15 protein-coding genes are annotated in these 21,253 nt (G+C 71.1%); 9 read left to right on the top strand and 6 right to left on the bottom strand.

Features of this window, described 5'->3' with window-relative positions; all coding sequences use genetic code 11:
* Positions 1-87: 87 nt before the first annotated feature.
* Together ACKUB9_RS06240 and ACKUB9_RS06245 are read right to left on the bottom strand one after the other, a co-directional pair.
* Positions 88-351 (bottom strand): hypothetical protein, encoded by a 264-nt coding sequence (locus ACKUB9_RS06240; RefSeq protein WP_407520282.1) that lies wholly within the window; start codon positions 349-351, stop codon positions 88-90.
* A 46-nt stretch (positions 352-397) separates the two neighbouring features.
* On the bottom strand, positions 398-925 hold the full coding sequence (locus ACKUB9_RS06245; protein WP_407520284.1) for a DUF1269 domain-containing protein: 528 nt from the start codon (positions 923-925) through the stop codon (positions 398-400).
* 479 nt (positions 926-1,404) lie between these two features.
* On the opposite strand from ACKUB9_RS06245, the gene glsA reads away from it, so the two are divergent.
* The 5 genes from glsA to ACKUB9_RS06270 all read left to right on the top strand — a co-directional run bounded on the left by glsA (position 1,405) and on the right by ACKUB9_RS06270 (position 9,638).
* Positions 1,405-2,406, top strand: a complete 1,002-nt coding sequence (glsA, locus tag ACKUB9_RS06250; RefSeq protein WP_407520286.1) for a glutaminase A — start codon at positions 1,405-1,407, stop codon at positions 2,404-2,406.
* A gap of 152 nt (positions 2,407-2,558) precedes the next feature.
* On the top strand, positions 2,559-4,178 hold the full coding sequence (locus ACKUB9_RS06255; protein ID WP_407520473.1) for an MFS transporter: 1,620 nt from the start codon (positions 2,559-2,561) through the stop codon (positions 4,176-4,178).
* Positions 4,179-4,261: 83 nt separating this feature from the next.
* Positions 4,262-5,350, top strand: a complete 1,089-nt coding sequence (locus ACKUB9_RS06260; protein ID WP_407520288.1) for an efflux RND transporter periplasmic adaptor subunit — start codon at positions 4,262-4,264, stop codon at positions 5,348-5,350.
* Complete coding sequence (locus tag ACKUB9_RS06265) at positions 5,347-8,439, top strand: efflux RND transporter permease subunit (protein WP_407520290.1); 3,093 nt, start codon at positions 5,347-5,349, stop codon at positions 8,437-8,439. Before ACKUB9_RS06260 ends, ACKUB9_RS06265 begins: the two co-directional genes overlap by 4 nt.
* Positions 8,436-9,638, top strand: a complete 1,203-nt coding sequence (locus ACKUB9_RS06270) for an MFS transporter (protein WP_407520292.1) — start codon at positions 8,436-8,438, stop codon at positions 9,636-9,638. Before ACKUB9_RS06265 ends, ACKUB9_RS06270 begins: the two co-directional genes overlap by 4 nt.
* A 26-nt stretch (positions 9,639-9,664) precedes the next feature.
* On the opposite strand, the gene ACKUB9_RS06275 is transcribed toward ACKUB9_RS06270, so the two are convergent.
* The 3 genes from ACKUB9_RS06275 to ACKUB9_RS06285 form a co-directional block, all read right to left on the bottom strand.
* Positions 9,665-11,116: a GntP family permease gene (locus tag ACKUB9_RS06275; RefSeq protein ID WP_410823219.1), complete on the bottom strand. Its 1,452-nt coding sequence runs from the start codon at positions 11,114-11,116 to the stop codon at positions 9,665-9,667.
* 3 nt (positions 11,117-11,119) lie between these two features.
* Positions 11,120-12,163: a patatin-like phospholipase family protein gene (locus ACKUB9_RS06280; protein WP_407520296.1), complete on the bottom strand. Its 1,044-nt coding sequence runs from the start codon at positions 12,161-12,163 to the stop codon at positions 11,120-11,122.
* A gap of 121 nt (positions 12,164-12,284) precedes the next feature.
* Positions 12,285-12,911 (bottom strand): LuxR C-terminal-related transcriptional regulator, encoded by a 627-nt coding sequence (locus ACKUB9_RS06285; RefSeq protein WP_407520298.1) that lies wholly within the window; start codon positions 12,909-12,911, stop codon positions 12,285-12,287.
* A gap of 320 nt (positions 12,912-13,231) precedes the next feature.
* Between ACKUB9_RS06285 and ACKUB9_RS06290 the strand changes: the two genes are divergently transcribed.
* A complete protein-coding gene (locus ACKUB9_RS06290; RefSeq protein WP_407520475.1) occupies positions 13,232-14,233 on the top strand; it encodes an AI-2E family transporter in 1,002 nt (333 codons plus the stop codon).
* A gap of 106 nt (positions 14,234-14,339) precedes the next feature.
* Here ACKUB9_RS06290 and ACKUB9_RS06295 read toward each other — a convergent pair whose 3' ends face one another.
* Positions 14,340-15,044, bottom strand: coding sequence for an IclR family transcriptional regulator (locus ACKUB9_RS06295; protein WP_407520300.1), 705 nt, complete (start codon positions 15,042-15,044; stop codon positions 14,340-14,342).
* Positions 15,045-15,695: 651 nt separating this feature from the next.
* Between ACKUB9_RS06295 and ACKUB9_RS06300 the strand changes: the two genes are divergently transcribed.
* Genes ACKUB9_RS06300 through ACKUB9_RS06310 form a run of 3 tightly spaced genes read left to right on the top strand, consistent with a single transcriptional unit; the run spans position 15,696 to position 21,018 of the window.
* Positions 15,696-17,030: an MFS transporter gene (locus tag ACKUB9_RS06300; RefSeq protein ID WP_407520302.1), complete on the top strand. Its 1,335-nt coding sequence runs from the start codon at positions 15,696-15,698 to the stop codon at positions 17,028-17,030.
* Between the two features lie 5 nt (positions 17,031-17,035).
* The gene (ydiJ, locus tag ACKUB9_RS06305; RefSeq protein ID WP_407520304.1) at positions 17,036-20,107 is read left to right on the top strand and encodes a D-2-hydroxyglutarate dehydrogenase YdiJ; all 3,072 of its coding nucleotides are present in this window, start codon (positions 17,036-17,038) and stop codon (positions 20,105-20,107) included.
* Complete coding sequence (locus ACKUB9_RS06310; protein ID WP_407520306.1) at positions 20,104-21,018, top strand: DUF1932 domain-containing protein; 915 nt, start codon at positions 20,104-20,106, stop codon at positions 21,016-21,018. The genes ydiJ and ACKUB9_RS06310 overlap by 4 nt, the downstream gene beginning before the upstream one ends.
* Positions 21,019-21,253 lie beyond the last annotated feature (235 nt).

The following is a 21,253-nucleotide window of genomic DNA, read 5'->3' on the forward strand; positions in this document are numbered from 1 at the left end:
TATCCCGCGATCGTCCGTGGCACCCCGGCCGTCAGCCGCCCGGCCCAGCGGGCGTCCGGCGGCCGATCGCGCGGGGTCGGTCCGGCTTCAGCGCCACGTGCAGACGCGGCGTCCCCTGCGCCACCAGCACACCCGCCGCCGGCGGCGACGGCGCCGTGGCCGCACCACCACGACCTGAGCGGGATCGACCAAGCTGTCCTCGGGCCGTTCGGGGACCGGATTCGCGGCCGGGAACGGGCTGGCCTGCGCGGAGCCCGCCAGGGTGATCCATCCCAGCATCCCGCCCAGCACCCCGGCCGCCCCGTAGCCGGCGGACCCGCGAAGCATCGCGCGACGGTTCATCGTTGACATCTCTGCGCTCCTGGCTGGCCGCAGCGTTGCGGTTCGGGGAGGCCGGTCAGGCCGGGGCGGCCGCGGCGGTCTTCGGCTCGGACATGCCGGCACATTGGGCGAGGGCCTCGCGCAGGGCAGCCTCCTTGGTCTCGTCGAACGAGGTGCGCATCACGGTTCCGCCGACGCCGCGCAGATCCGCCAGGACCTTGTCGGTGGTCATCCGCCTCACGAGCAGGAAGAGGCCGGCCGTGCCCGGCTGCAACGCGCGCGCGGCCTCTCGCATGAACTCGTCGTTGATGCCCACATCCGTGAACCGGCCCGCGAGGGCCCCCGACGCGGCGCCGACCGCCGTCCCGAACAGCGGCATCAGGAAGATGAACCCGATCAGCGTTCCCCACAGGCCGCCGGAGGCCGCTCCGGCCGCGGTCATGTTGATCATCTGATTGAGCTTGATCTGCCCCTCCGGAGTCTTCACCGCGACGACGGCATCGCCCAGTTCGATCAAGTACTCCTTCTGGAGCGCAAGGACTTGGCGTCGAACCTGCTCGGCTTTCTCTTCCGTGGGAAACGCGATGAAGACGAGATCGCTCATGGTGTCTCTCCCACTTGCCGACGATCGCGCGGGCGTGCCGGAGCGCTGGAGCCTGGGCACGCCGCGTCGCCTCAGGACCGGTTCGGCCCGTCCTGTCCGGATATGCCGCCCCGGACGGTGTGTCCGCCGCAGGTCGATTGGCGCATCATCATCTCGGCCCAGCCCGCATGCGACCGCTGAGCCCGGTACGATCTAGGTGCGGATCAAGATCAACGTCAAGACTCGTCGCTAGTGCTCGCCGGAATATACGCTCGGCCCGACGCCACTAAGGATTTTCCTGATGCCTCCCTGAGGAAAATTCTGATGAACGCATGCGGAAACTCCTCACTTGACCTCCGGCCGGTCTGCCCATTCTCTAAGGGCCTCGCGCGTTCGATCGCGGACGCCCGGGCGCAGGACGGAACCTCGATCCGGTACGGCGCACCCGCACCACGTTCCGAAGACGTTCTCCTCGTCGCGCTCGCTGGCGGAGGCGCCCCATGAACACGCTCGATGCGGTCCCGGCCCTGAACGCGCCCTTCTACATCTCGACCGGACACCTGCCGCCGGCCGACGAGATCCGCGCGCTGATCGCGGAGGCGCACGAGCGCTTCAAGTCCAACGAGGACGGACGGATCTCGGAGGTCTATCCGGCGCTCGCCCGCGTTCCGGGCGACCTGTTCGGCATCTGCGTGGCCGGCACGACGGGCGCGCTCCACGCCGTCGGCGACACCACGCATCCCTTCGCCATCATGAGCGTCTCGAAGCCGTTCGTGTTCGCGCTCGTCTGCGATGTGATGGGGCCGGAGGCGGTCCGGATGCGGCTCGGCGTGAATGCCACCGGTCTGCCGTTCAACGCCCTGGCGGCCGTCGAGGGCGGCGACGGGCGCACCAACCCGATGGTCAATTCCGGTGCCCTGGCGACGACGAGCCTCGTGCCCGGCGCCACCGCCGACGAGAAATGGGCCTTCATCGCGGAAGGGCTGTCGCACTTCGCCGGCCGGCGTCTCGACCTCAACGAGGAGGTCTATGCCTCGGCCTGCGAGACGAATTTTCGCAATCGCGGCATCGCCAACGTCCTGCGCAGCCTCGGCCGGATCGAGGGCGATCCGGCGGAGGTGACCGACCTCTACACCCGCCAGTGCTCCCTCAACGTCACGGCGCAGGATCTGGCGGTGATGGGGGCGACGCTCGCCGATGGCGGCGTCAACCCGCTCACCCGCGAGCGGGTCGTCGACGTCGAGACCTGCCACTTCGCGCTGGTGGTGATGGCCACGGCCGGCCTCTACGAGACCTCCGGGGACTGGCTCTACGAGATCGGCCTGCCGGGCAAGAGCGGCATCGGCGGCGGCATCGTCACGGTCTCTCCCGGAAAGGGCGGGCTCGGCACCTTCGCGCCGCGGCTCGACAGTGCCGGCAACAGCGTGAAGGGCCAGCTCGTCGCCCGGCACCTGTCGCGGCGGCTCGGCATGGACCTGTTCGTCTCGAAGCCCGAGGCGTGATCGCCGCGGGGCGAGGCCGCCAGAGCAGGAGGACTCGGATCATGCATCAGCCAGCGGCTCCGGCGTCCAACCCCGGTTCGGACGCGCAGGTCTCCTCGCAGGCCACGTCACAGGTCACGCCACAGGCCTCGTCACAGGCCTCTTGGGTGCCGATGATCACCATCGCGCTCGGGCAGATCCTGATGTCCTTCAACGTCGCGTCGCTGCCGGTGGCGCTCGGCGGCATGGTCAAGAGCTTCAACGTCCCGCCGACGACGGTGGCCACCGCGATCGTCATGTACTCGATGGCCGTCGCGGGCCTCGTGATGCTGGGCGCCAAGCTCAACCAGCGCTACGGCGCGCCGCGGGTCTTCCGCGCGGTGGTGCTGGTCTTCGGCGTGGCGCAGGTGCTGATGACCTTCAGCCCCACCGCCACGCTGATGATCGCCGCCCAGGGGATCTGCGGCATGGCCGGGGCCGCGCTGGTGCCCTCCCTGGTGGCGCTCATCGCCAACGAGTATCGCGGGCGCCAGCAGGCCACCGCGCTCGGGGCGCTCGGCTCGGCGCGGGCCGCCGCGGGCGTGGCGGCGTTCCTGATCGGCGGCATCCTGGGCACCTATATCGGCTGGCGCCCGGTCTTCGGCATCCTGATCGTCCTGTCGGCGCTCGTGTTCATGCTCAGCTTCCGCCTCAAGCCCGAGCCCGGCCGGCCGGGCGTGGCCATCGACGCGGTGGGGGTGGTGCTCGCCGCGGCCGCCGTGCTGCTCCTCAGCTTCGGCTTCAACAACCTCAACCGCTGGGGCCTGGGCCTCGCGCTGCCGGGCGCGCCCTTTTCGCTGCTGGGCCTGTCGCCGGCCCCGGTCATGATCGTCCTGGGGCTCGCCTTCGGGCAGCTCTTCCTGTCGTGGACCCACCGGCGCCAAGCCGCCGGGCGGACCCCGCTGCTCGCGCTGGAGGTGATCGATTCGGCCGAGGAGCGCGCCGCCGTCTACGCCATGTTCGCGGTCGTGGCGCTCGAAGCGGCGCTCAACTTCTCGGTCCCGCTCTACATCCAGATCGTGCAGGGGCGCACGCCGCTGGCCACGGCCGTCGCGATGCTGCCCTTCAACCTGTCGGTGTTCTTCGCCGCCCTGCTGATCATCCGCCTGTACGACCGGCTGACGCCGCGCCAGATCGGCCGGGCCGGCTTCGTGCTGTGCAGCGTCGCGCTGCTGTGGCTCGCCTTCGTGGTGCACAACGACTGGAGCGAGCTGCCGGTCCTGATCGGCCTCGTCCTGTTCGGCATCGGGCAGGGGTCGCTCGTCACGCTGCTCTTCAACGTCCTGGTGACAGCCTCGCCCAAGGACCTCGCGGGCGACGTGGGCTCGCTGCGGGGCACCACCAACAACCTCGCGGCGGCGGTGGGGACGGCCGTGGCGGGGGCGCTGCTCGTCGGGCTCCTCAGCACGGCCATCCTGCGCAGCCTCGCCGAGAATCCGCTGCTGCCCCCCGCGATCCAGTCCCAGGTCGACCTCGACAACATCACCTTCGTGAGCAACGACCGCCTCCGCACCGTGATGGAGGGCACGAACGCGACGCCCGAGCAGGTCGAGGAGGCGATCCGGGTGAACGTCGAGGCGCGCCTGCGCGCGCTGAAGATCGGCTTCCTGATCATGGCGGCCCTCGCGCTTCTCTCGATCATCCCGGCCGGGCGGCTGCCGCCCTATCGGCCCGGCGAGATCCCCAGCGACCGGCCCGAGCCCGCGCGCCGACCCGAGGATGCTCCCGCGGGCGTGATCGCCAAGCCGGTCTGAGGCCGGCCTCCTCGGGCCAGGATGCGGCGCCGGCTCCGCCGCGGACGCGGGCGCGATCCGGACCGGCGAGAGGGCTTTGGGTCATGGTCGTGCGACACCACCGGGTCCGCTCGTCGATCGCCGCGGCGGTCCTGCCCGTCCTCGCCGGCTGCAGCGAGCCGGCCCCGCCGCCGGCCGCGGAGGTCCGGCCGGTCCGGGTCGTGACGGCCGGCCAGCGGGATTCCGGCGAGGCCGTCTCCCTGACCGGCACCGTCCAGCCGCAGGTGGAGGTCAACCTCGCCTTCCGGATCGACGGGCGGATGGTCGAGCGCCTCGTCGCCGTCGGCGACGCGGTCAAGGCCGGACAGGTCGTGGCGCGGCTCGATCCCGAGAACGAGCGCAACGCGGTCCGGGCCGCCCAGGCCGGCGTGGTGGCGGCCTCAGGCCAGTTCGACGAGGCCCGCAACAACTACGACCGGCAGCGCGAATTGCTCGCGGGCGGCTGGACGACGCGGGTCCGCTACGACCAGGCGCTCCAGCTCCAGAATACCACGCGTGCCCAGCTCGACGCGGCCAACGCGCAGCTGCGGATCGCCGAGGAGCGCGCCGGCGACACCGAACTGAGGGCCGACGCACCCGGGATCGTCACGCAGCGCGGGGCCGAGCAGGGCGAGGTCGTCCGCGCGGGCCAGATGATCGTGCAGGTCGCCCGGCAGGACGGCAAGGACGCGGTGTTCGACGTTCCGGCCTCGATCAAGGACCGCGCCCCGCCCGATCCGCCGATCGAGGTGGCCCTGACCATGGACCCGGCGGTGACGGCCCGGGGCCGGGTGCGCGAGATCTCGCCGCGGGCCGACCCCGTCACCGGGACGTTCCAGGTGCGGGTCGGGCTGACCGACCCGCCGCCGCAGATGCGGCTCGGCGCCGCCGTCACCGGCCGGATGCACATCGGGCGCGAGGGCGACCTCGCGATCCCGGCGAGCGCGCTCCTCGCCGAGGGAGAGCGTCCGGCCGTGTGGATCGTCGATCCGGCGACGATGACGGTCGGCCTGCGCCGGGTCGAACTCGCCCGCTTCGATCAGACGCGCGCGCTGATCGCCCGGGGGATCGAGCCGGGCGAGATCGTGGTGACGGCGGGCGTGCACGCGCTGCGGCCGGGCCAGAAGGTGCGGCTTCTTGGAGCCGCAACATGATCGGACCGAACCTCGCGGAATGGTCGGTCCGGCGCCCCTCGGTGGTGGTCTACCTGATGATCGCCTCGGTGCTGGCCGGCACCGTGGCGTATCTGCGCCTCGGCCGGGCCGAGGACCCAGTCTTCACCTTCCGCACCATGATCGTGCAGGCCGCCTGGCCCGGCGCCACCATCGAGGACACGCTGCAGCAGGTCACCGAGCGGATCGAGCGGGCGGTGCAGGAGACGCCGCATCTCGACACGATCCGCAGCTTCACCCGGCCCGGCTCGGCGACGATCTTCGTCGACCTGAAGGGCTCCACCCCGCCGCGCCAGGTGCCCGACCTCTGGTATCAGGTGCGCAAGCGCGTCGGCGACATCCGCCACACCCTGCCGGCCGGGATCGTCGGCCCGGGCTTCAACGACGATTTCGGCGACACCTACGGCATCATCTACGGCTTCACGGCCGACGGCTTCACCCATCGCGAGCTGCGCGACAAGGTGGAGGAGATCCGCTCGCGCCTCCTCCTCGTCAGGGACGTGGCGAAGATCGAGGTGCTGGGCGCCCAGGACGAGCGCATCTTCCTCGAGTTCTCCACTGAGCGCCTCGCCGCGCTGGGGCTCGACTACCCGTCGATGATCGCCACGCTGCGGGCGCAGAACGTCGTGCGCCCGGCCGGCATCATCGACACCGGCCAGGAGCGGCTCGCGGTGCGGGTCTCGGGCGCGTTCGAGACGGTGGAGGACGTGGCGGCGGTCAACCTCGCGGCGGGCGGGCGGATGATCCGGCTCACCGACATCGCGCAGGTGCGGCGCAGCTACGCCGACCCGCCGCAGCCGCTCTTCCGGGTCAACGGGCGATCGGCCATCGGGCTCGCCATCGCCATGCGGGAGGCCGGCGACATCATCGCCCTCGAACGCGGGCTCAGCGACGAGATGCGGGCGATCACGGCCGACCTGCCGGTCGGGATCGAGCCGGTGCTGGTCGCCGACCAGGCCCGCACCGTCAGCACGGCGATCGGCGAGTTCACGACCTCGCTGTGGCAGTCGATCGTGATCATCATCGTGGTGAGCTTCATCAGCCTCGGGCTGCGGCCCGGCGCGGTCGTCGCCTGCTCGATCCCGCTGACGCTCGCGATCGTCTTCCCGCTCATGGCCTGGGCCGGCATCGACCTGCACCGCGTCTCGCTGGGGGCGCTGATCATCGCCCTGACGCTCCTCGTCGACGACGCGATGACAACCGTCGACTCCATGCTGCGGCGCCTCGCGGCCGGCGATTCCCCGCGCGAGGCCGCGACCTACGCCTACCGCACGCTCGCCGGACCGATGCTCGCCGGCACGCTCGTCACCATCGCGGGCTTCATCCCGATCGGCTTCGCCAGGAGCACGGCGGGCGAGTACACCTTCTCGATCTTCGCCGTCGTGGCGATCGCCCAGGTGGTGTCGTGGTTCGTGGCGGTGATCTTCGCGCCGCTGATCGGCGTCGCGATCGTGCGGGCGCCGGAGCGCGCGGAAGACTCCGGCCCGGGCCGGCTCGGGCGCCTCTACGTGTCGTTCCTGAGCGCCGCGATGCGGCGGCGGTGGCTGACGCTCGCCGTGACGATGGCGGCCTTCGCGCTGGCGCTCGTCGGGCTGCGGTTCGTGCCCCAGCAGTTCTTCCCGGCCTCCGACCGCACCGAACTGGTGGTCGACCTCACGCTGCCGCAGGGCGCCTCGATCCACGCCAGCGACGAGGCGGCCGGGCGCCTCGACGGCCTGCTCAAGACCCACCCGGACGTCGCGCGCTGGAGCACCTATGTCGGGCGCGGCGCGGTGCGCTTCTACCTGCCGCTCAACGTCCAGCTCCCCAACGACTTCTTCGCGCAGGCGGTCATCGTGGCGCACGACGTGCCCGGACGGGACCGGCTGCGGGACAGGCTCGAAGGCTTCCTGGCGGAGGCGATCCCGGATGCGGTCGCGCGGGTCTACTCGCTCGAACTCGGCCCTCCGGTCGGCTGGCCGATCCAGTACCGGGTGACGGGGCCGGACATCGCGACGGTGCGGTCGACCGCCCTGCGGGTGGCCCAGGTGATGGCGGAGCATCCCGGCCTGCGCGGCGTCAACTTCGACTGGATGGAGCCGCGGCGTCAGTTCCGGATCGAGGTCGATCAGGATCAGGCCCGGCTCCTCGGCCTCGGCTCGGAGAGCCTCGCGGCGACGCTCAACGCGGCCGTGACCGGCGCCGCCGTCACGCAGGTGCGGGACGACATCTACCTCGTCGACGTGGTGGCGCGGGCCACCGCCGACGAGCGCGCCTCCCTCGCCGCGCTGCAGGGGCTGCAGGTCCCGCTGCCCGGCGGGCGCACGGTGGCGCTCAGCCAGTTCGCGCGCTTCGGCTACGCGCAGGAGATGCCGCTGGTGTGGCGGCGCGACCGTCTGCCCACCCTGACCGTGCGGGCCGACGTCGCGCCGGGCCTCCTCGCGGAGGCGGCCGTGGCCGACCTCGCGCCGGCCCTGCGGGCCGTGAGCGCGGATCTGCGCCGCCCCACCCGCATCGAGACCGGCGGGATCGCCGAGGAGAGCGCCCAGTCGCGCGCCTCGGTTCTCGCCGTCGTGCCCGCCATGCTGCTCCTGACGCTCACCGTCCTGATGTTCCAGCTCGGCGGCTTCGTGCGCACGACCCTGGTGCTCGCGGTCGTGCCGCTCAGCGTCATCGGCGTGGTGCTGGCGCTGCTGGTCTTCCGCCAGCCCCTCGGCTTCGTCGCCATCCTCGGCATCCTGTCGCTGATCGGCATGGTCGCCCGCAACGCCGTGATCCTGCTCACGCAGATCGAGGCGTTTCGCGATGAGGGCGAGCCGGTCTGGACCGCCGTCGTCAACGCCAGCCTGTCGCGCGCCCGGCCGATCCTGCTCACGGCCGGCTCCACGGTGCTCGGCATGCTGCCGATCGCCCCCACGGTGTTCTGGGGACCCATGGCCATCGCCGTGATGGGCGGCCTGCTCGTCGCCTCGCTGCTCACCCTCGTCGTCCTGCCGACCCTGTACGTGACGTGGTTCCGCGCCCGGGAGCCGAAGCCGCCCCGCGACCGTCCGCAGCCCGGCCCGCCCGTGCCCTCGACGGGATCGCCATGAGGGTCGAGGCGGCGGGGCAGAGGGCGTGGCGGCGGCGCGCCTACTGGATCCTCCTCGCCACCCACGTGCTGGCCCTGCTGTGCACCGGCATCGCGACCGTCGCCCTCTCGCTCCAGGCCTTCGCCCTGGCGGGCGCCGAGGCCGGCCTCGTCCTCGGCAACGCCCTCTCGATCAAGATGCTGACCTACGCCCTCGTCACGCCGCTGGTCGCTCCCGTCGCCGAGCGTCTTCCGCGCCGCTCCCTGTTCGTGGCGCTCAACCTCGTGCGGGCGGGCGCCGTGCTGATGCTGCCCTTCGCCACCCGGGTGATCGACCTCTACCTGCTCGTCGTCCTGTTCCAGCTGGCCTCCGCGGCCTTCACCCCGTCCTATCAGGCGACGATTCCGGACCTCCTGCCGGACGAGGAGGAGTACCTGCGCGCGCTCTCCCTCTCGCGCACGCTCGGCGAACTGGAGAACCTGGCGAGCCCGGCGCTCGCCGCCGCCCTGCTCGTCGTCGTCGACGCGAAGGGCCTGTTCGTCGGGGCGGCTTTGGGCTTCGTGACCGCCGCCGGGATCATCGCATCGACCCCTCTGCCGATGCCGCGCCGCGCCGCCGCCGCGGGACTCCTCCGGCGCATGACGCGCGGCTGGCGTCTCTTCCTCGCCACGCCGCGGCTGCGCGGCCTGACCGCCCTCAACCTCGCGGTCGCGCTCGCCTCCGCGATGGTGGCGGTGAACACGGTCGTGCTGGTGCAGGACCGGCTGGGCCTCGGGCAACGCGAGACGGCCATCGTGCTCGCCTGCTTCGGGATGGGCTCCGTGGCCGGGGCGCTGCTGATGCCGCTCGTGATCCGCCGGATCAGCGACCGCACCCTGATGCTCGCCGGCGCCACCGCGGCCGCCGCGACCCTCGGAACCGCGCCGCTGGTGCTCGGCTACGCGACGCTGCTGCCGCTCTGGTTCGGGCTCGGCCTGTCCTGCGGGCTGGCCCACACCCCGGCCGGGAACCTGCTGCGCCGCTGCGGGGCGCCCGACGAGAAGCCGGCGCTCTACGCGGCGCAGTTCGCGCTCTTCCATCTCTGCCTCGCCGCCGGCTACGCCCTGGCGGGCTGGCTCGGCAGCCTCGTCGGGCTCATCTGGGACTTCGTCGTGCTGGCCTGCCTCGCCCTGGCCTGCGTCGCGGCGGCCGCCCGCGCGTGGCCCGCGGCGGACGTGTAGGTCGCGGCCCGAGCCACCAGCGGCCCTCAGAACGACCCGACTGTCCCGCCCAGCACGATCACCGCCGCGAGGGCGGCGAGCGCGCTCACCACGCTGACCATCACGATGTCGAGGTAGCTCCTGGCATGCGTCGAGCCGCAGACCGCGAGCAGCGTCACGACGGCTCCGTTGTGCGGCAGGCTGTCGAGCGTGCCCGCGCCGATCACCGCGACACGGTGCAGGAGCCCGGGATCGATGCCGTGCTCCGCGGCCAGCCGCAGGTAGGTCGGCCCGAGCGCGTCGAGCGCGATGGTCAGGCCGCCCGAGGCCGAGCCCGTGAGGGCCGAGAGGACGTTGGTGGCGACCGCGAGCGACACCAGGGGACCGCCCTCGATCCCCATCACCCCGTCGCGCACGATCGCGAAGGCCGGCAGGGCCGCGATCACCGCCCCGAACCCGACGAGGCTCGCGACGCTGAAGGCGGGCAGCACGGCGGCGTTGGCGCCCGCATCCACGCTCTCGCGCAGGGCCGGCAGGCGGCGCCCGCTCACCGCGAGGAGCACGAGGATCGCCGCCGCGAGCGCCACGGCCACCGACCAGACGCCCGCGACGGCCGCGAGCGAGGTCTCGCCCCAGCGCGGCTCCGCCAGGAAGCCGGTGTCCATCCGCGGCAGGACCGCGAACGACATCGTGAGGTTCACCGCGATCACGACGGCGAGCGGCAGCACCGCGAACCCGACCGGCAGGGCCGCGGGCGCGGCCGCGGCGCTTCGGGCCTCGGGCGGATCGAAGGCGCAGGCCGCGACCGCCCGCTCCCGCAGCAGCGAATCCTGCCCCGCCCGCTCCGGCGGCGGCGCGTCATCCGCGAACCCCTCGCCGCGCCGCCGGGCCGCGGCCGCGGCGCGGGTGAGCCACCACATTCCGATCCCCAGCATGATCGCCGAGGCCAGGAGCCCGAGGCCCGGCGCGGCGAAGGGCGTGGTGCCGAAGAACGGCATCGGGATCGCGTTCTGGATCGCGGGCGTGCCGGGCATCGCCGACATGGTGAAGGTCGAGGTCCCGAGCGCGATCGCCGCCGGCATGAGGCGGCGCGGGATGGCGGCGGCACGAAACAGCGCCTCGGCCATCGGTGCGAGCACGAAGAAGGCGACGAACAGGCTGACGCCTCCGTAGGTGACCACTGCCCCCGCCAGCACCACGGCCAGGATGGCGCGCGCGGTGCCGAGGCGCCGGATCATCCACTCTGCGATCCCCGTGACCGCGCCGCTGTCCTCCATCAGCTTGCCGAACAGCGCTCCGAGCAGGAAGAGGGGAAAGAACTGCGCCAGGAAGCCGGCGGCGCTCGTCATGAAGGTCTGCGTCCAGTGCGCCAGGAGCGGCTCTCCCGCGAAGGCGGCGGCCACCAGCGCCGCGAGGGGCGCGAGCAGGAGGATGCTCCAGCCGCGGAAGGCCAGCCACACCAGCAGCGCCAGGGCGACGAGGACGCCGACGAGGCCCATGCCTCACGCCCCGTCCAGCAGACGGTCGATGTCGAGCGTCGAGCGCTGCCCGAGATCGTCGCCGCGCTCGGCCAGGAAGGCGTCGGCGGCCCGGCGCCCCTCCTCGCACAGCAGGGCGAGGAACGCTCCCTCGGCATTGAGCTTCGAGGAGGCGCCGAACTCCATCAGCCGGTCGCTGCGGACCATGTGGATGCGCAGGCGCGCCCAGTGCGCCGTCTCCGCGCCGCCCGGATCCGCGACCTGCCGCAGGAGCGCGATCATCCGCAGTTCCTTCAGCAGCACGGCGTTGAACGACACCTCGTTCACCCGGTTCAGGATGTCGCGCGCGCTGCGGGGCAGGTCCGGCCGCTCGACGGGGTTGATGGCGACGAGCACGATGTCGTCCGCCTCGCATTCCCGCACCAGCGGCGTCATCGTCGGGTTGCCCGCGTAGCCTCCGTCCCAGTACGCCTCGCCGTCGATCTCGGCGGCCTGAAACAGGGTGGGGAGGCAGGCCGACGCGATCAGCACGTCGGGGGAGAGTTCCGCGTTGCGAAACACCCGCGGGCGCCCGGTGCGCACGTTGGTGGCGGTGATGAACAGCCGGATCGGCGCGCGCGCCAGGCGGCCAAAATCCACGGTCTCCGCCAGGATCCGCGCCAGGGGATTGGTCCCGCCCGCACCGAGGTCGTAGGGCGAGACCACGCGGGCCATCATGTCCAGGGCGAGGTAGACCGGCGAGTGATCGAGGGTCCAGCGGCCGAGGAGCACGTCGAGGGGGCTGCGCTGCAGGGGGCTCAAAGCGGCCGCCTCGGAAACCCGCCGCCAGAAATCCGCGAGCGCCTCGCGCGCGCCGCTCCGCCCACCCCGCGCGTAGCCATCCGCCATCACGGCCGCGTTCATCGCGCCCGCGGAGGTGCCGGAGATGCCCTCGATCTCGATCCAGGGCTCCTCCAGCAGGCGGTCGAGCACCCCCCAGGTGAAGGCTCCGTGCGACCCGCCTCCCTGCAACGCTAGGTCGATCAGCCGTCGGGGCCGTTCGTCGATGCTCGGCTTCGCCTCGGACACGTGCGGCTCCCGCTCCTGCGGCGGGTCCGGGTCGGACCGCGCCCTGCTGCCCTCGGTTCGCACGTGATCGCGGATCCGCGATCAAGCGCTCCCGCCTCCGATGATCGCCCTTCGCCCGGCGCTACAGCGTCACCAGCTTGCGGCGAATGGCATACCGGATCAGTCCGGCGACGTTCTTCGTGTTGAGTTTGCGCATCGCCGAGGCCTTGTGTGCTTCGATCGTCTTGGCGCTCAGTTCGAGCTGCCGGGCGATGTCCTTGATGCTGCAGGCCTCGGCGATCAGGCGGATCACCTGACGCTCCCGGCGCGTCAGAGGGGGGTGGCGCATCTCGTCGATGGCCCAGCGCTCGATCAGCAAGGTCGAGATTTTCGCGCTGAAGTAGGTCTTTCCGCAATCGACTGCATCCAGGGCGAGCAGAACGTGATCCACGGCATCGCTTTTCAGAAGATAGGCGCGCGCGCCAGCCTGAAGCGCGTCGCGCATCAATTCGCTCTCCAGCAGATTCGTCAGCACCACGATCCCTGTATTGGGACAAGTGTCGATGATGCGATTTATGATGTCGACATCTTCCGTCGATTGTTGAAAGAAATCGAGAATGACGGCGTCCGGATGCTCAGATTTGGTGATCTCAATGACGGCGTTACTATCCGCGGCCTCGCCGCAAATCTCGTGATGATCGGAATTTTCGAGTATGGCACGAACGCCACGTCTGACAATATCGTGCTCATCGGCGATCAATACACGCATATTGAAGCCTTAACGCAGATATTTGGGGATATAACGTCTTTAAAATCCTCAATCCATACGGTAAATAACAAAAATCATGCCCTCGCGAGATTCAAAGCGCGCAGAAGCAGTTGGCCGGCGAAGGGGTTGCCTCCTCCCGGCGGGCGACCGGTGGCGTGGGAGGATCCGGCGCGGTCATCCGGCTAAAGCAGGGACGTGACGAGCGTGCCGACCGGATCACGGCCCGCCGCGACCGTGTGTGAGGAGGCTGCCCCATGCCCGAACCCGCGCGACCGAGCTCCGCTTGGACGAGTTCCACCTGGACCAGTTCCACTTGGACCATGATCTGCGCGCTGATCCTGGGCGGCGCAGCCTTGTCCGTGGCCCGTCCCGTCTTCGCGCCGGTCGCGTTCGCGCTCTTCGTCATCGCCATCGTGTGGCCGTTCCAGCGGCGGCTCCAGGCCGTTCTCCCGAAGATCCTCGCCCTCGCGGTCAGCATCGTCGTGACGACCCTCGTCGTCATGCTGTTCGGGTCGCTGATCTCATGGGGGATCAGCCGGGTGGTGCGGGCGGTGATGAACGATGCGGCACGCCTCCAGACCCTGTACGCTCAGATGGCGGACTGGCTGGAGAACCACGGCATCATCCTGGCCGGGCTGTGGGCGGAGCACTTCAACATCCGCTGGCTGATCCGGCTGCTGCCGGAGGTGACGAACCGGATCAACAGCACGGCCACGTTCCTGTTCGTCGTGCTGATCTACGTCATCCTCGGCCTGCTCGAAGTCGATGAGGCGGCGCGCAAGCTCGGCGCCACCGGCCGGTGGCCGGCCGGGCACGTGCTGCTCCTCGGAGGCGCCAAGACCGCGGCGAAGCTTCGCCGCTTCATGCTGGTTCGCACGCTGATGAGCGCGATGACCGGCGTGCTCGTCTGGGCCTTCGCCGCCTTCGCGGGGCTCGATCTGGCGCCCGAATGGGGCGTGATCGCGTTCGCCTTCAACTACATCCCGGTCATCGGACCGCTCGTGGCGACCGTCCTGCCGACGCTGTACGCCATGGCCCAGTTCGCCTCCTGGGAGATGGGTCTCACCCTCTTTCTCGGCCTCAACCTCATCCAGTTCCTGGTCGGAAGCTACCTGGAGCCCCGCGTGGCCGGGAGCGCCCTGTCTCTCTCGCCGTTCATGATCCTGTTCTCGGTCTTCTTCTGGACCTTCCTGTGGGGCATCGCCGGCGCCTTCATCGGCGTCCCGATCATGATCGCCATCGTGACGATGTGCGAACAGCACCCGGCCAGCCGCTGGGTGGCGGACCTCCTGGGATCCGGCGCGGAGCGCGCTCCACCCTAGAGACCGACGACGCGCTCGCGCTCGCCTGTCCGCACACCCCGCGTGTCCGCGGGCGCGGCCTCTCCGCCGTGAGCGATGGTGACGTGTGCCGCACGTCCGCGCGGGGTCAGAGCTGCGCGCCCAGTTCGGACGACAGGCGCTCGGCGGCATCGCGCAGCTTCGGCTCGAACGCTCCGGCCTGCTCGGCCGTGAGGCGCGAGGAGGGGCCCGACAGCGCGAGAGCCCCGATGAGCCGCCGCTCGGTGCCGAAGATCGGCATGGCCAGGGACGCGACGTGCGGATCGGTGATGCCCGACGTGTAGATCGGAAGCCGCACATCCGTCTGCTTCGCTGGCGAGCGGTCCCCGAAGAGGGACAGCACCTGCGCGATGGCCGAATCGTCCATGGGACGCATGTCGCCGGGCCGCACGTTCATGCGCAGCGGGTGCGGAGAATCGGCCCGGAACAGGCAGAGCCTCTGATTGCCGCGGCGGATGTAGAACGACGCGGTTTCGAGGGACTCGGCGGCGAGGCGTTCGAGGACCGGGACGACGCGCTCCTCCAGCGCGAAGGATTGCTGGTAGACGGAGCCGATGCGGGCGGCCTCGACGCCCAGGCGATACCGCCCGTCGTCCAGGCGCTCGACCAGATCGAATTTTTCGAGCGAGATGCACAGCCGCATGATGGTGCTCTTCACGAGCGCGGTGCGGCGGGCGAGTTCGGACAGTTCGAGCGCGTCGTCGCCGCGCCGGAACGCGGTCAGCACCGTCAGGACTCGGTCGGCCGAGGCGACACCCTCCAGCTTGGGCTTCTTGCGAGCCTCTTTCGGCATCCGTTTCGCTCTCGCTCACGCTGTGATGGATCGGCGGCAAAGGCCTTTAGCGCATTGTCCGACGAAGCGGATGCCGCGGCGGCGGACGACGCGTTAGGACCAAGGACCTAAGCATCATTCGCCGACGTGGTCACCGGTTCGGCGGCGGAAATGATGCAATATCAAAAGCCTAAGCAGAATTGCCCGGGGCAATTCTGCTTAGGGCAGTGGCCGACCGCGACGCGTTCGGCGCGCGCTGCCGCGTCATGCCCGGGATCGTCGAACGACGCGGAGGGTCTGGGATCGCCTCCGAGACGGGTTTCTGCGCGGGCCTGACCGGGCGCCTGGCGGACAGGTGATCGAGTGCGACAATTCGTAGCATTCGTGCCCCGCGATAGGCGGCAGGGCCTGGTCAGGCGTCGCATCCCGGCCCGGCCGCGCGTGGCGCTCCTGCTGGCCACAAGATGCTGTGCCGCCATCCCGATTACCGCGACGCCTCGTCCCTCGCGCTACCAGCCTGACCCGGCCGAAGCTTGACGCTGGGGCAGGCTGCCGACGGGCTCGCTCCCGGACGGGCGGCCGCCCCTCGTTCCACGCACCCTTGACCCCTGCCTCCCTGGCAATGTACGCAAAATGAAACGCCGTTGCAAAATCGGCAAAGGAGGAAGCGTCATGGTATGGCAGCCCCCGGCGGAGCCGGCTCACGTTCGGACGGCGGCGGTCGACGAGACCGCCCTCCACCGCAAGATGCTGCGGCGCATCCTGCCGTTCCTGTTCGTCTGCTACGTGGTCAGCTACCTCGACCGCGTGAATGTCGGCTTCGCCGCCCTCACGATGAACAAGGACATCGGCCTCAGCGCGACGGCATTCGGCGTCGGGGCGGGCCTGTTCTTCTTCGGCTACTTCATCGCCGAGATCCCCAGCAACCTGATCATGATGCGCGTCGGGGCGCGGTTGTGGATCGCCCGGATCATGATCACCTGGGGCCTCGTCTCGGCCGCGACCGCCTTCGTGACCGGCCCGGTGCAGTTCGGCATCGCGCGCTTCCTGCTCGGCCTCGGCGAGGCGGGCTTCGTCCCGGGCGTGTTCCTCTACCTGAGCCTGTGGTTCCCCTCCGCCGTCCGGGCGCGGGCCACGGCCCTGTTCCTGCTCGGCATCCCGGTGGCGAACATCGTCGGCTCGCCGCTCTCGGGCGCCCTGATCCAGCTCGAAGGCTTCGGCCTCAAGGGCTGGCAGTGGCTGCTCATCCTCGAAGCGCTGCCGGCGGTGATCCTCGGCATCGCCTGCCTGTTCGTCCTCACCGACAGGCCCGAGAAGGCGGCGTGGCTGTCCGACGACGAGCGCACCTTCCTGGTGGCCAAGCTCGCCGCCGAAAGAGCCGCCATCGAGAAGAAGCACAAGCTCACGTTGGCCCAGGCGCTGCGGAACTGGCGGGTCCTGACGCTCGCGGCGGTCAATTTCTGCGCCATCGTCGGGTCGCTCGGCATCGGCCTGTGGCTGCCGCAGATCATCAAGCAGCTCGGGCTCGCGACCTCTCTCGTCGGGGTCGTGACGGCAGTTCCCTACCTCTGCGGCGCGGCCGCGATGGTGGTGTGGGGCCGGATGTCGGACCGGGGCAGCGACCGGACGATCTATCCCGCCATCTCGCTGTTCGTCGGCTCCGCCGCCCTGATCGCCAGCGCCGTCACGCCGACCCCGCTCCTCACCATCGCGGCCCTCTGCGTCGCGGTCATGGGCATCAACTCCTTCGTGGCGACGTTCTGGGCAGTTCCCTCGGGCTTCCTCACCGGGCGCGCGGCGGCGGGCGGGATCGCCATGATCGTCTCCATCGGCAACCTGGGGGGCTTCGCCGGCCCCTACATGATCGGCTTCGTGCGCGACCGCTCGGGCGGGTTCACGGCGCCGCTCGTCGCGGTGGGCCTCTGCCTCTTCGTCGGCGCGGTGCTGATGGTCGCCTTCGGCCGCCGCGTCCGGCGGTACGACGTCCCGGCGGCGGTCCCGGCCTGACCGCCATGATCCCGCGCCTCCCGCCCGATCCCGTCGCGCTGCCGGTCTACGCGGCCTTCTGCGCCGAGTTGCGCACCCGGGGCTTCTCGGGCGAGCTGTCGCTCGACGCCGCCGACCGCACGGTGCTGGCGACCGACAACTCGATCTACCAGCTCGCGCCCCAGGCCATCGCCTTCCCGCGCGGCCTCGACGACCTCGTGCGGATCGCGACGCTGCTCGCGGAGGAGCGCTTCGCGCCGGTGCGGATCGCGCCGCGCGGCGGCGGCACCGGCACCAACGGGCAATCCCTCACGGACGGGCTCGTGGTCGACCTGTCGCGGCACATGAACCGCATCCTGGCGATCGATCCGGAGCGGCGCACCGCGCGGGTCGAGGCCGGCGTGGTCAAGGACCAGCTCAACGCGGCGCTGAAGCCCCACGGGCTGTTCTTCGCGCCCGAACTTTCGACCTCCAACCGCGCCACGATCGGCGGCATGATCTCGACGGACGCGAGCGGCCAGGGCTCCTGCCTCTACGGAAAGACCCGCGACCACGTGCTCGCGCTGACGAGCGTGCTGTCCGACGGGACGGTCTGGCACTCGGAGCCCCTCGATGAGGCTGGCCTCGCGGCCGTGCAGGCGCGGCCCGACCACGTGGGCTGGATCCACCGCGCGGTGGACCGGCTCCAGCGCGAGAACGCGGCGCTCATCGCCGCGCGATTTCCCCCGCTGAACCGCTGCCTCACGGGCTACGACCTCGCCCATATCCGGCGCCAGGACGGGCGCTTCGACCTCAACGCCCTCCTGTGCGGCGCGGAGGGCACCCTCGGCTTCCTGGCGGAGGCGACGCTCAACCTTCTGCCGCTGCCGCGCCACGCGGCGCTGGTCGTCCTGCGCTACGCCGGCTTCGACGCGGCTCTCCGGGATGCCCGCGCGCTGATGGCCTTCGGGGCGGCGTCGATCGAGACGGTCGATTCCGAGGTCCTGGCGCTCGCGCAAGGGGATCCCGTCTGGGAGGGCGTCGCCGCCTTCTTCCCCGAGGACGCGGGCGAGCGGGCGCGGGGCGTCAACCTCGTCGAGTTCGTGGGCGACGATGAGGACGCGGTCGAGGCGGCGCTCGCGCGCCTCACGGCCGCGCTCGACGCCGCCGGCCCGGCCGGGGGGCGGCGCGGCTACACGGTGGCGCGCGGGGACGCCGACGTCTCGCGCCTCTGGGACATGCGCAAGAAGGCGGTCGGGCTCCTCGGCAACCGGAAGGGCGATCAGCGGCCGATCGCCTTCGTGGAGGACACCGCGGTTCCGCCCGAGCACCTCGCCGACTACATCGCGGCGTTCCGGGCGGCGCTCGACCGGCGCGGCCTCGCCTACGGTATGTTCGGCCACGTCGATGCGGGCGTGCTGCACGTGCGGCCCGCGATCGACATGAAGGCACCGGGCGCCGAGGCCCTGATCCGCGAGGTCACCGAGGAGGTGGTCGCGCTGACGCAGGCCTATGGCGGGCTGCTGTGGGGCGAGCACGGCAAGGGCGTGCGCTCCGAGTTCTCGCCCCGCTTCTTCGGCCCGCTCTACCCGGTGCTGCAGGCCGTGAAGGCCGCCTTCGATCCGCGCAACCAGTTCAACCCGGGCAAGATCGCGGTGCCGGAGGGCGAGGCGCTGCTCACGGTCGACGGCGTGCCCACCAAGGGCGGGCGCGACCGCACGATCCCGCCCGGCCTGCGCGCGGCCTACGACGAGGCGCTGCACTGCAACGGCAACGGCGCCTGCTTCTCCTGGGATCCCGACGAGGCGATGTGCCCGTCGTGGAAGGGCACGCGCGAGCGCCGGCATTCGCCCAAGGGGCGTGCGCAGCTCCTGCGCGAGTGGCTGCGCCGGCTCGCCGCCGCGGGCAGCGACCCGCTCGCCGAGGCGGCCGCCTTGCGGGCGCGGCCGGGCTGGCGCGCCTTCCCGGCCCGCCTCGCCGCGACCCTGCGCCGGCACGAGGACGATTTTTCGCACGCGGTGCACGAGGCGATGGCGGGCTGCCTCGCCTGCAAGTCCTGCACGGGCCTCTGCCCGATCAAGGTCGACGTGCCGAGCTTCCGGGCGAAGTTCCTAGAACTCTATCACGGCCGCTACCTGCGGCCCCCGCGCCACCACGCGCTCGCCTCCCTGGAGGCGCTGGTGCCCTGGCTGGCCAAGGCGCCGCGTCTCGCCAACCTGGCGACGGCCTTGAGCCCTGCGATCGGGCTCGTCCACGCGCCGATGCTGTCCGGGCTGGATCCGGAGCGGGAGATCGCGCGCCGGGGCGTGGCGCTCGCCGATCCGGACGTGCTCGCGGCGCTGCCGACGCCCGAGCGCCTGACGAGCGTCGTCGTCGTGCAGGACGCCTTCACGCGCTACTACGACACGCCGGTCCTCCTCGCGCTGCTCGACCTCCTGATCGGGATCGGCATCCGGCCCTGGCTCGCGCCCTACCGCCCCAACGGCAAGCCGCTGCAGGTCCACGGCTTCCTCGGACGGTTCGAGCGCCTCGCGGGGAGGAACGCGGCCGATCTCGGCCGCATCGCCTCGACCGGCGTCGCGCTCATCGGCCTCGATCCGTCGATGACGCTGACCTACCGCTCGGACTACGAGCAGGCGCTGCCCGGGCGCGACCTGCCGCGCGTGCACCTCGTGCAGGAATGGCTTGCCGGCCGGCTCGACGGCGTCCCGCGGGCGCCCGAGCCCGAGACCTACTGGCTCCTGCCGCACTGCACCGAGCGGGCGACCGCGCAGCCCGCCGTCGCGGCGTGGTCGCCCGTGTTCGCGGCCTTCGGCCTGCGCCTCGACACGCTGCCCTCCGGCTGCTGCGGGATGGCCGGCACCTACGGCCACGAGGCCGAGCACCGGGCCATGTCCGAGCGCATCTACGGCCTCAGCTGGGCGACGCCCGTCGCCGAGAAGGGCCGGTCGGGCCGCCTGCTGGCCGACGGCTATTCCTGCCGGAGCCAAGCCAAGCTCGTCGACGGCGTGCGGCTGCCGCATCCCGTCGAGATCCTTCTCGCCCACGTGAGTACGGCCAAGGCCGCGGCCACGCCGGGCACCGCCCCCCACGCATCGCACACGAGGAGCCCAACATGACCGATCGCACGCAGTTCAGGCTCGGCCTCGTCGGCTATGGCGAGATCGGCAGCACGCTGGGGGCGGGCCTGCGCGGCGCCGGCCTCGACCGGATCGCCTGCTACGACAAGTACGCCTTCGAGGGTCCCTACGCCGACCTGATCCAGGGCCGGGCGCGCGAAGTCGGCGTCACCCTGGTGCGGTCGAACGCGGAGCTCGCGGAGGCGAGCGACCTGATCTTCAGCGTGACGCCCGGCGCGGCCTCGCTGGAGAGCGCGGAGGCCTTCGCGCCCGTGCTGACGGGACGGCACACCTTCCTCGACTTCGCCTCCGCCACCCCGAAGATCAAGCAGGGCGTCGCCGACCGGCTGGGGCCGAGCGGCGCGCTCCTCGGCGACGGCTCGATCGAGGGGACGCCGCTGCACGGCTATGCCATGCGGATGCTGTCGAGCGGCCCGGCCGGCGAGCGCGTGCGCGACCTCCTCGTGCCCTGGGGCATGCAGATCGAGTTCACCGGTCCGGTGGTCGGGACGGCCTCGGGCATCAAGATCATCCGCTCGGTCCTGATCAAGGGCATCGAGGCGCTGACGGACGAGATGCTGCTCGCCGCCCGCCAGTACGGGATCGACGAGGTGGTGCTCGCCTCCGCCTGCAAGACCCTGGCGCGGCCCTGGATGGACACCGTGCAGAGCCTGACGCCCTCGGGCGTCATCCACGCCCGGCGCCGCGCCGAAGAACTCGAGATGTCGGCCGACGCGGTCGCGGACGCGGGCGTCGAGCCGATCATGGCCCGGGCGGTCGCGCAGCGGCTGCGTTGGAAGGAGAGCCTCGGCCTCAAGGACCATTTCAAGGGCGTCGTGCCGCACACCTACCAGGAAGCGCTCGACGCCATGGCGCTCAAGGCCGGCCTGACCCGCTCCGAGCCGGCCTGATCCTCCCCGGTTCCACTGGCGCCGGATCAAGAACTGAAAAAATTTCCCTGCGCTCCGCCCCCTTTCCCGAGTGCATGGAGCGCCAGCGGAATGCGACCCGGGATGCAGCACAAGATGTCGCGAAGCGACTGCATTCCAGCACCGTCGCGACAGCGGAGCCGTTTCGCGGATCATCTTTCTCTGGATCCCGGATCTCCTTCCACTGACGCTCCAGTCGTCCGGGAAAGGCGATGTT

This window comes from Methylobacterium oryzisoli (assembly GCF_046557895.1).
Taxonomy (GTDB): domain Bacteria; phylum Pseudomonadota; class Alphaproteobacteria; order Rhizobiales; family Beijerinckiaceae; genus Methylobacterium; species Methylobacterium oryzisoli.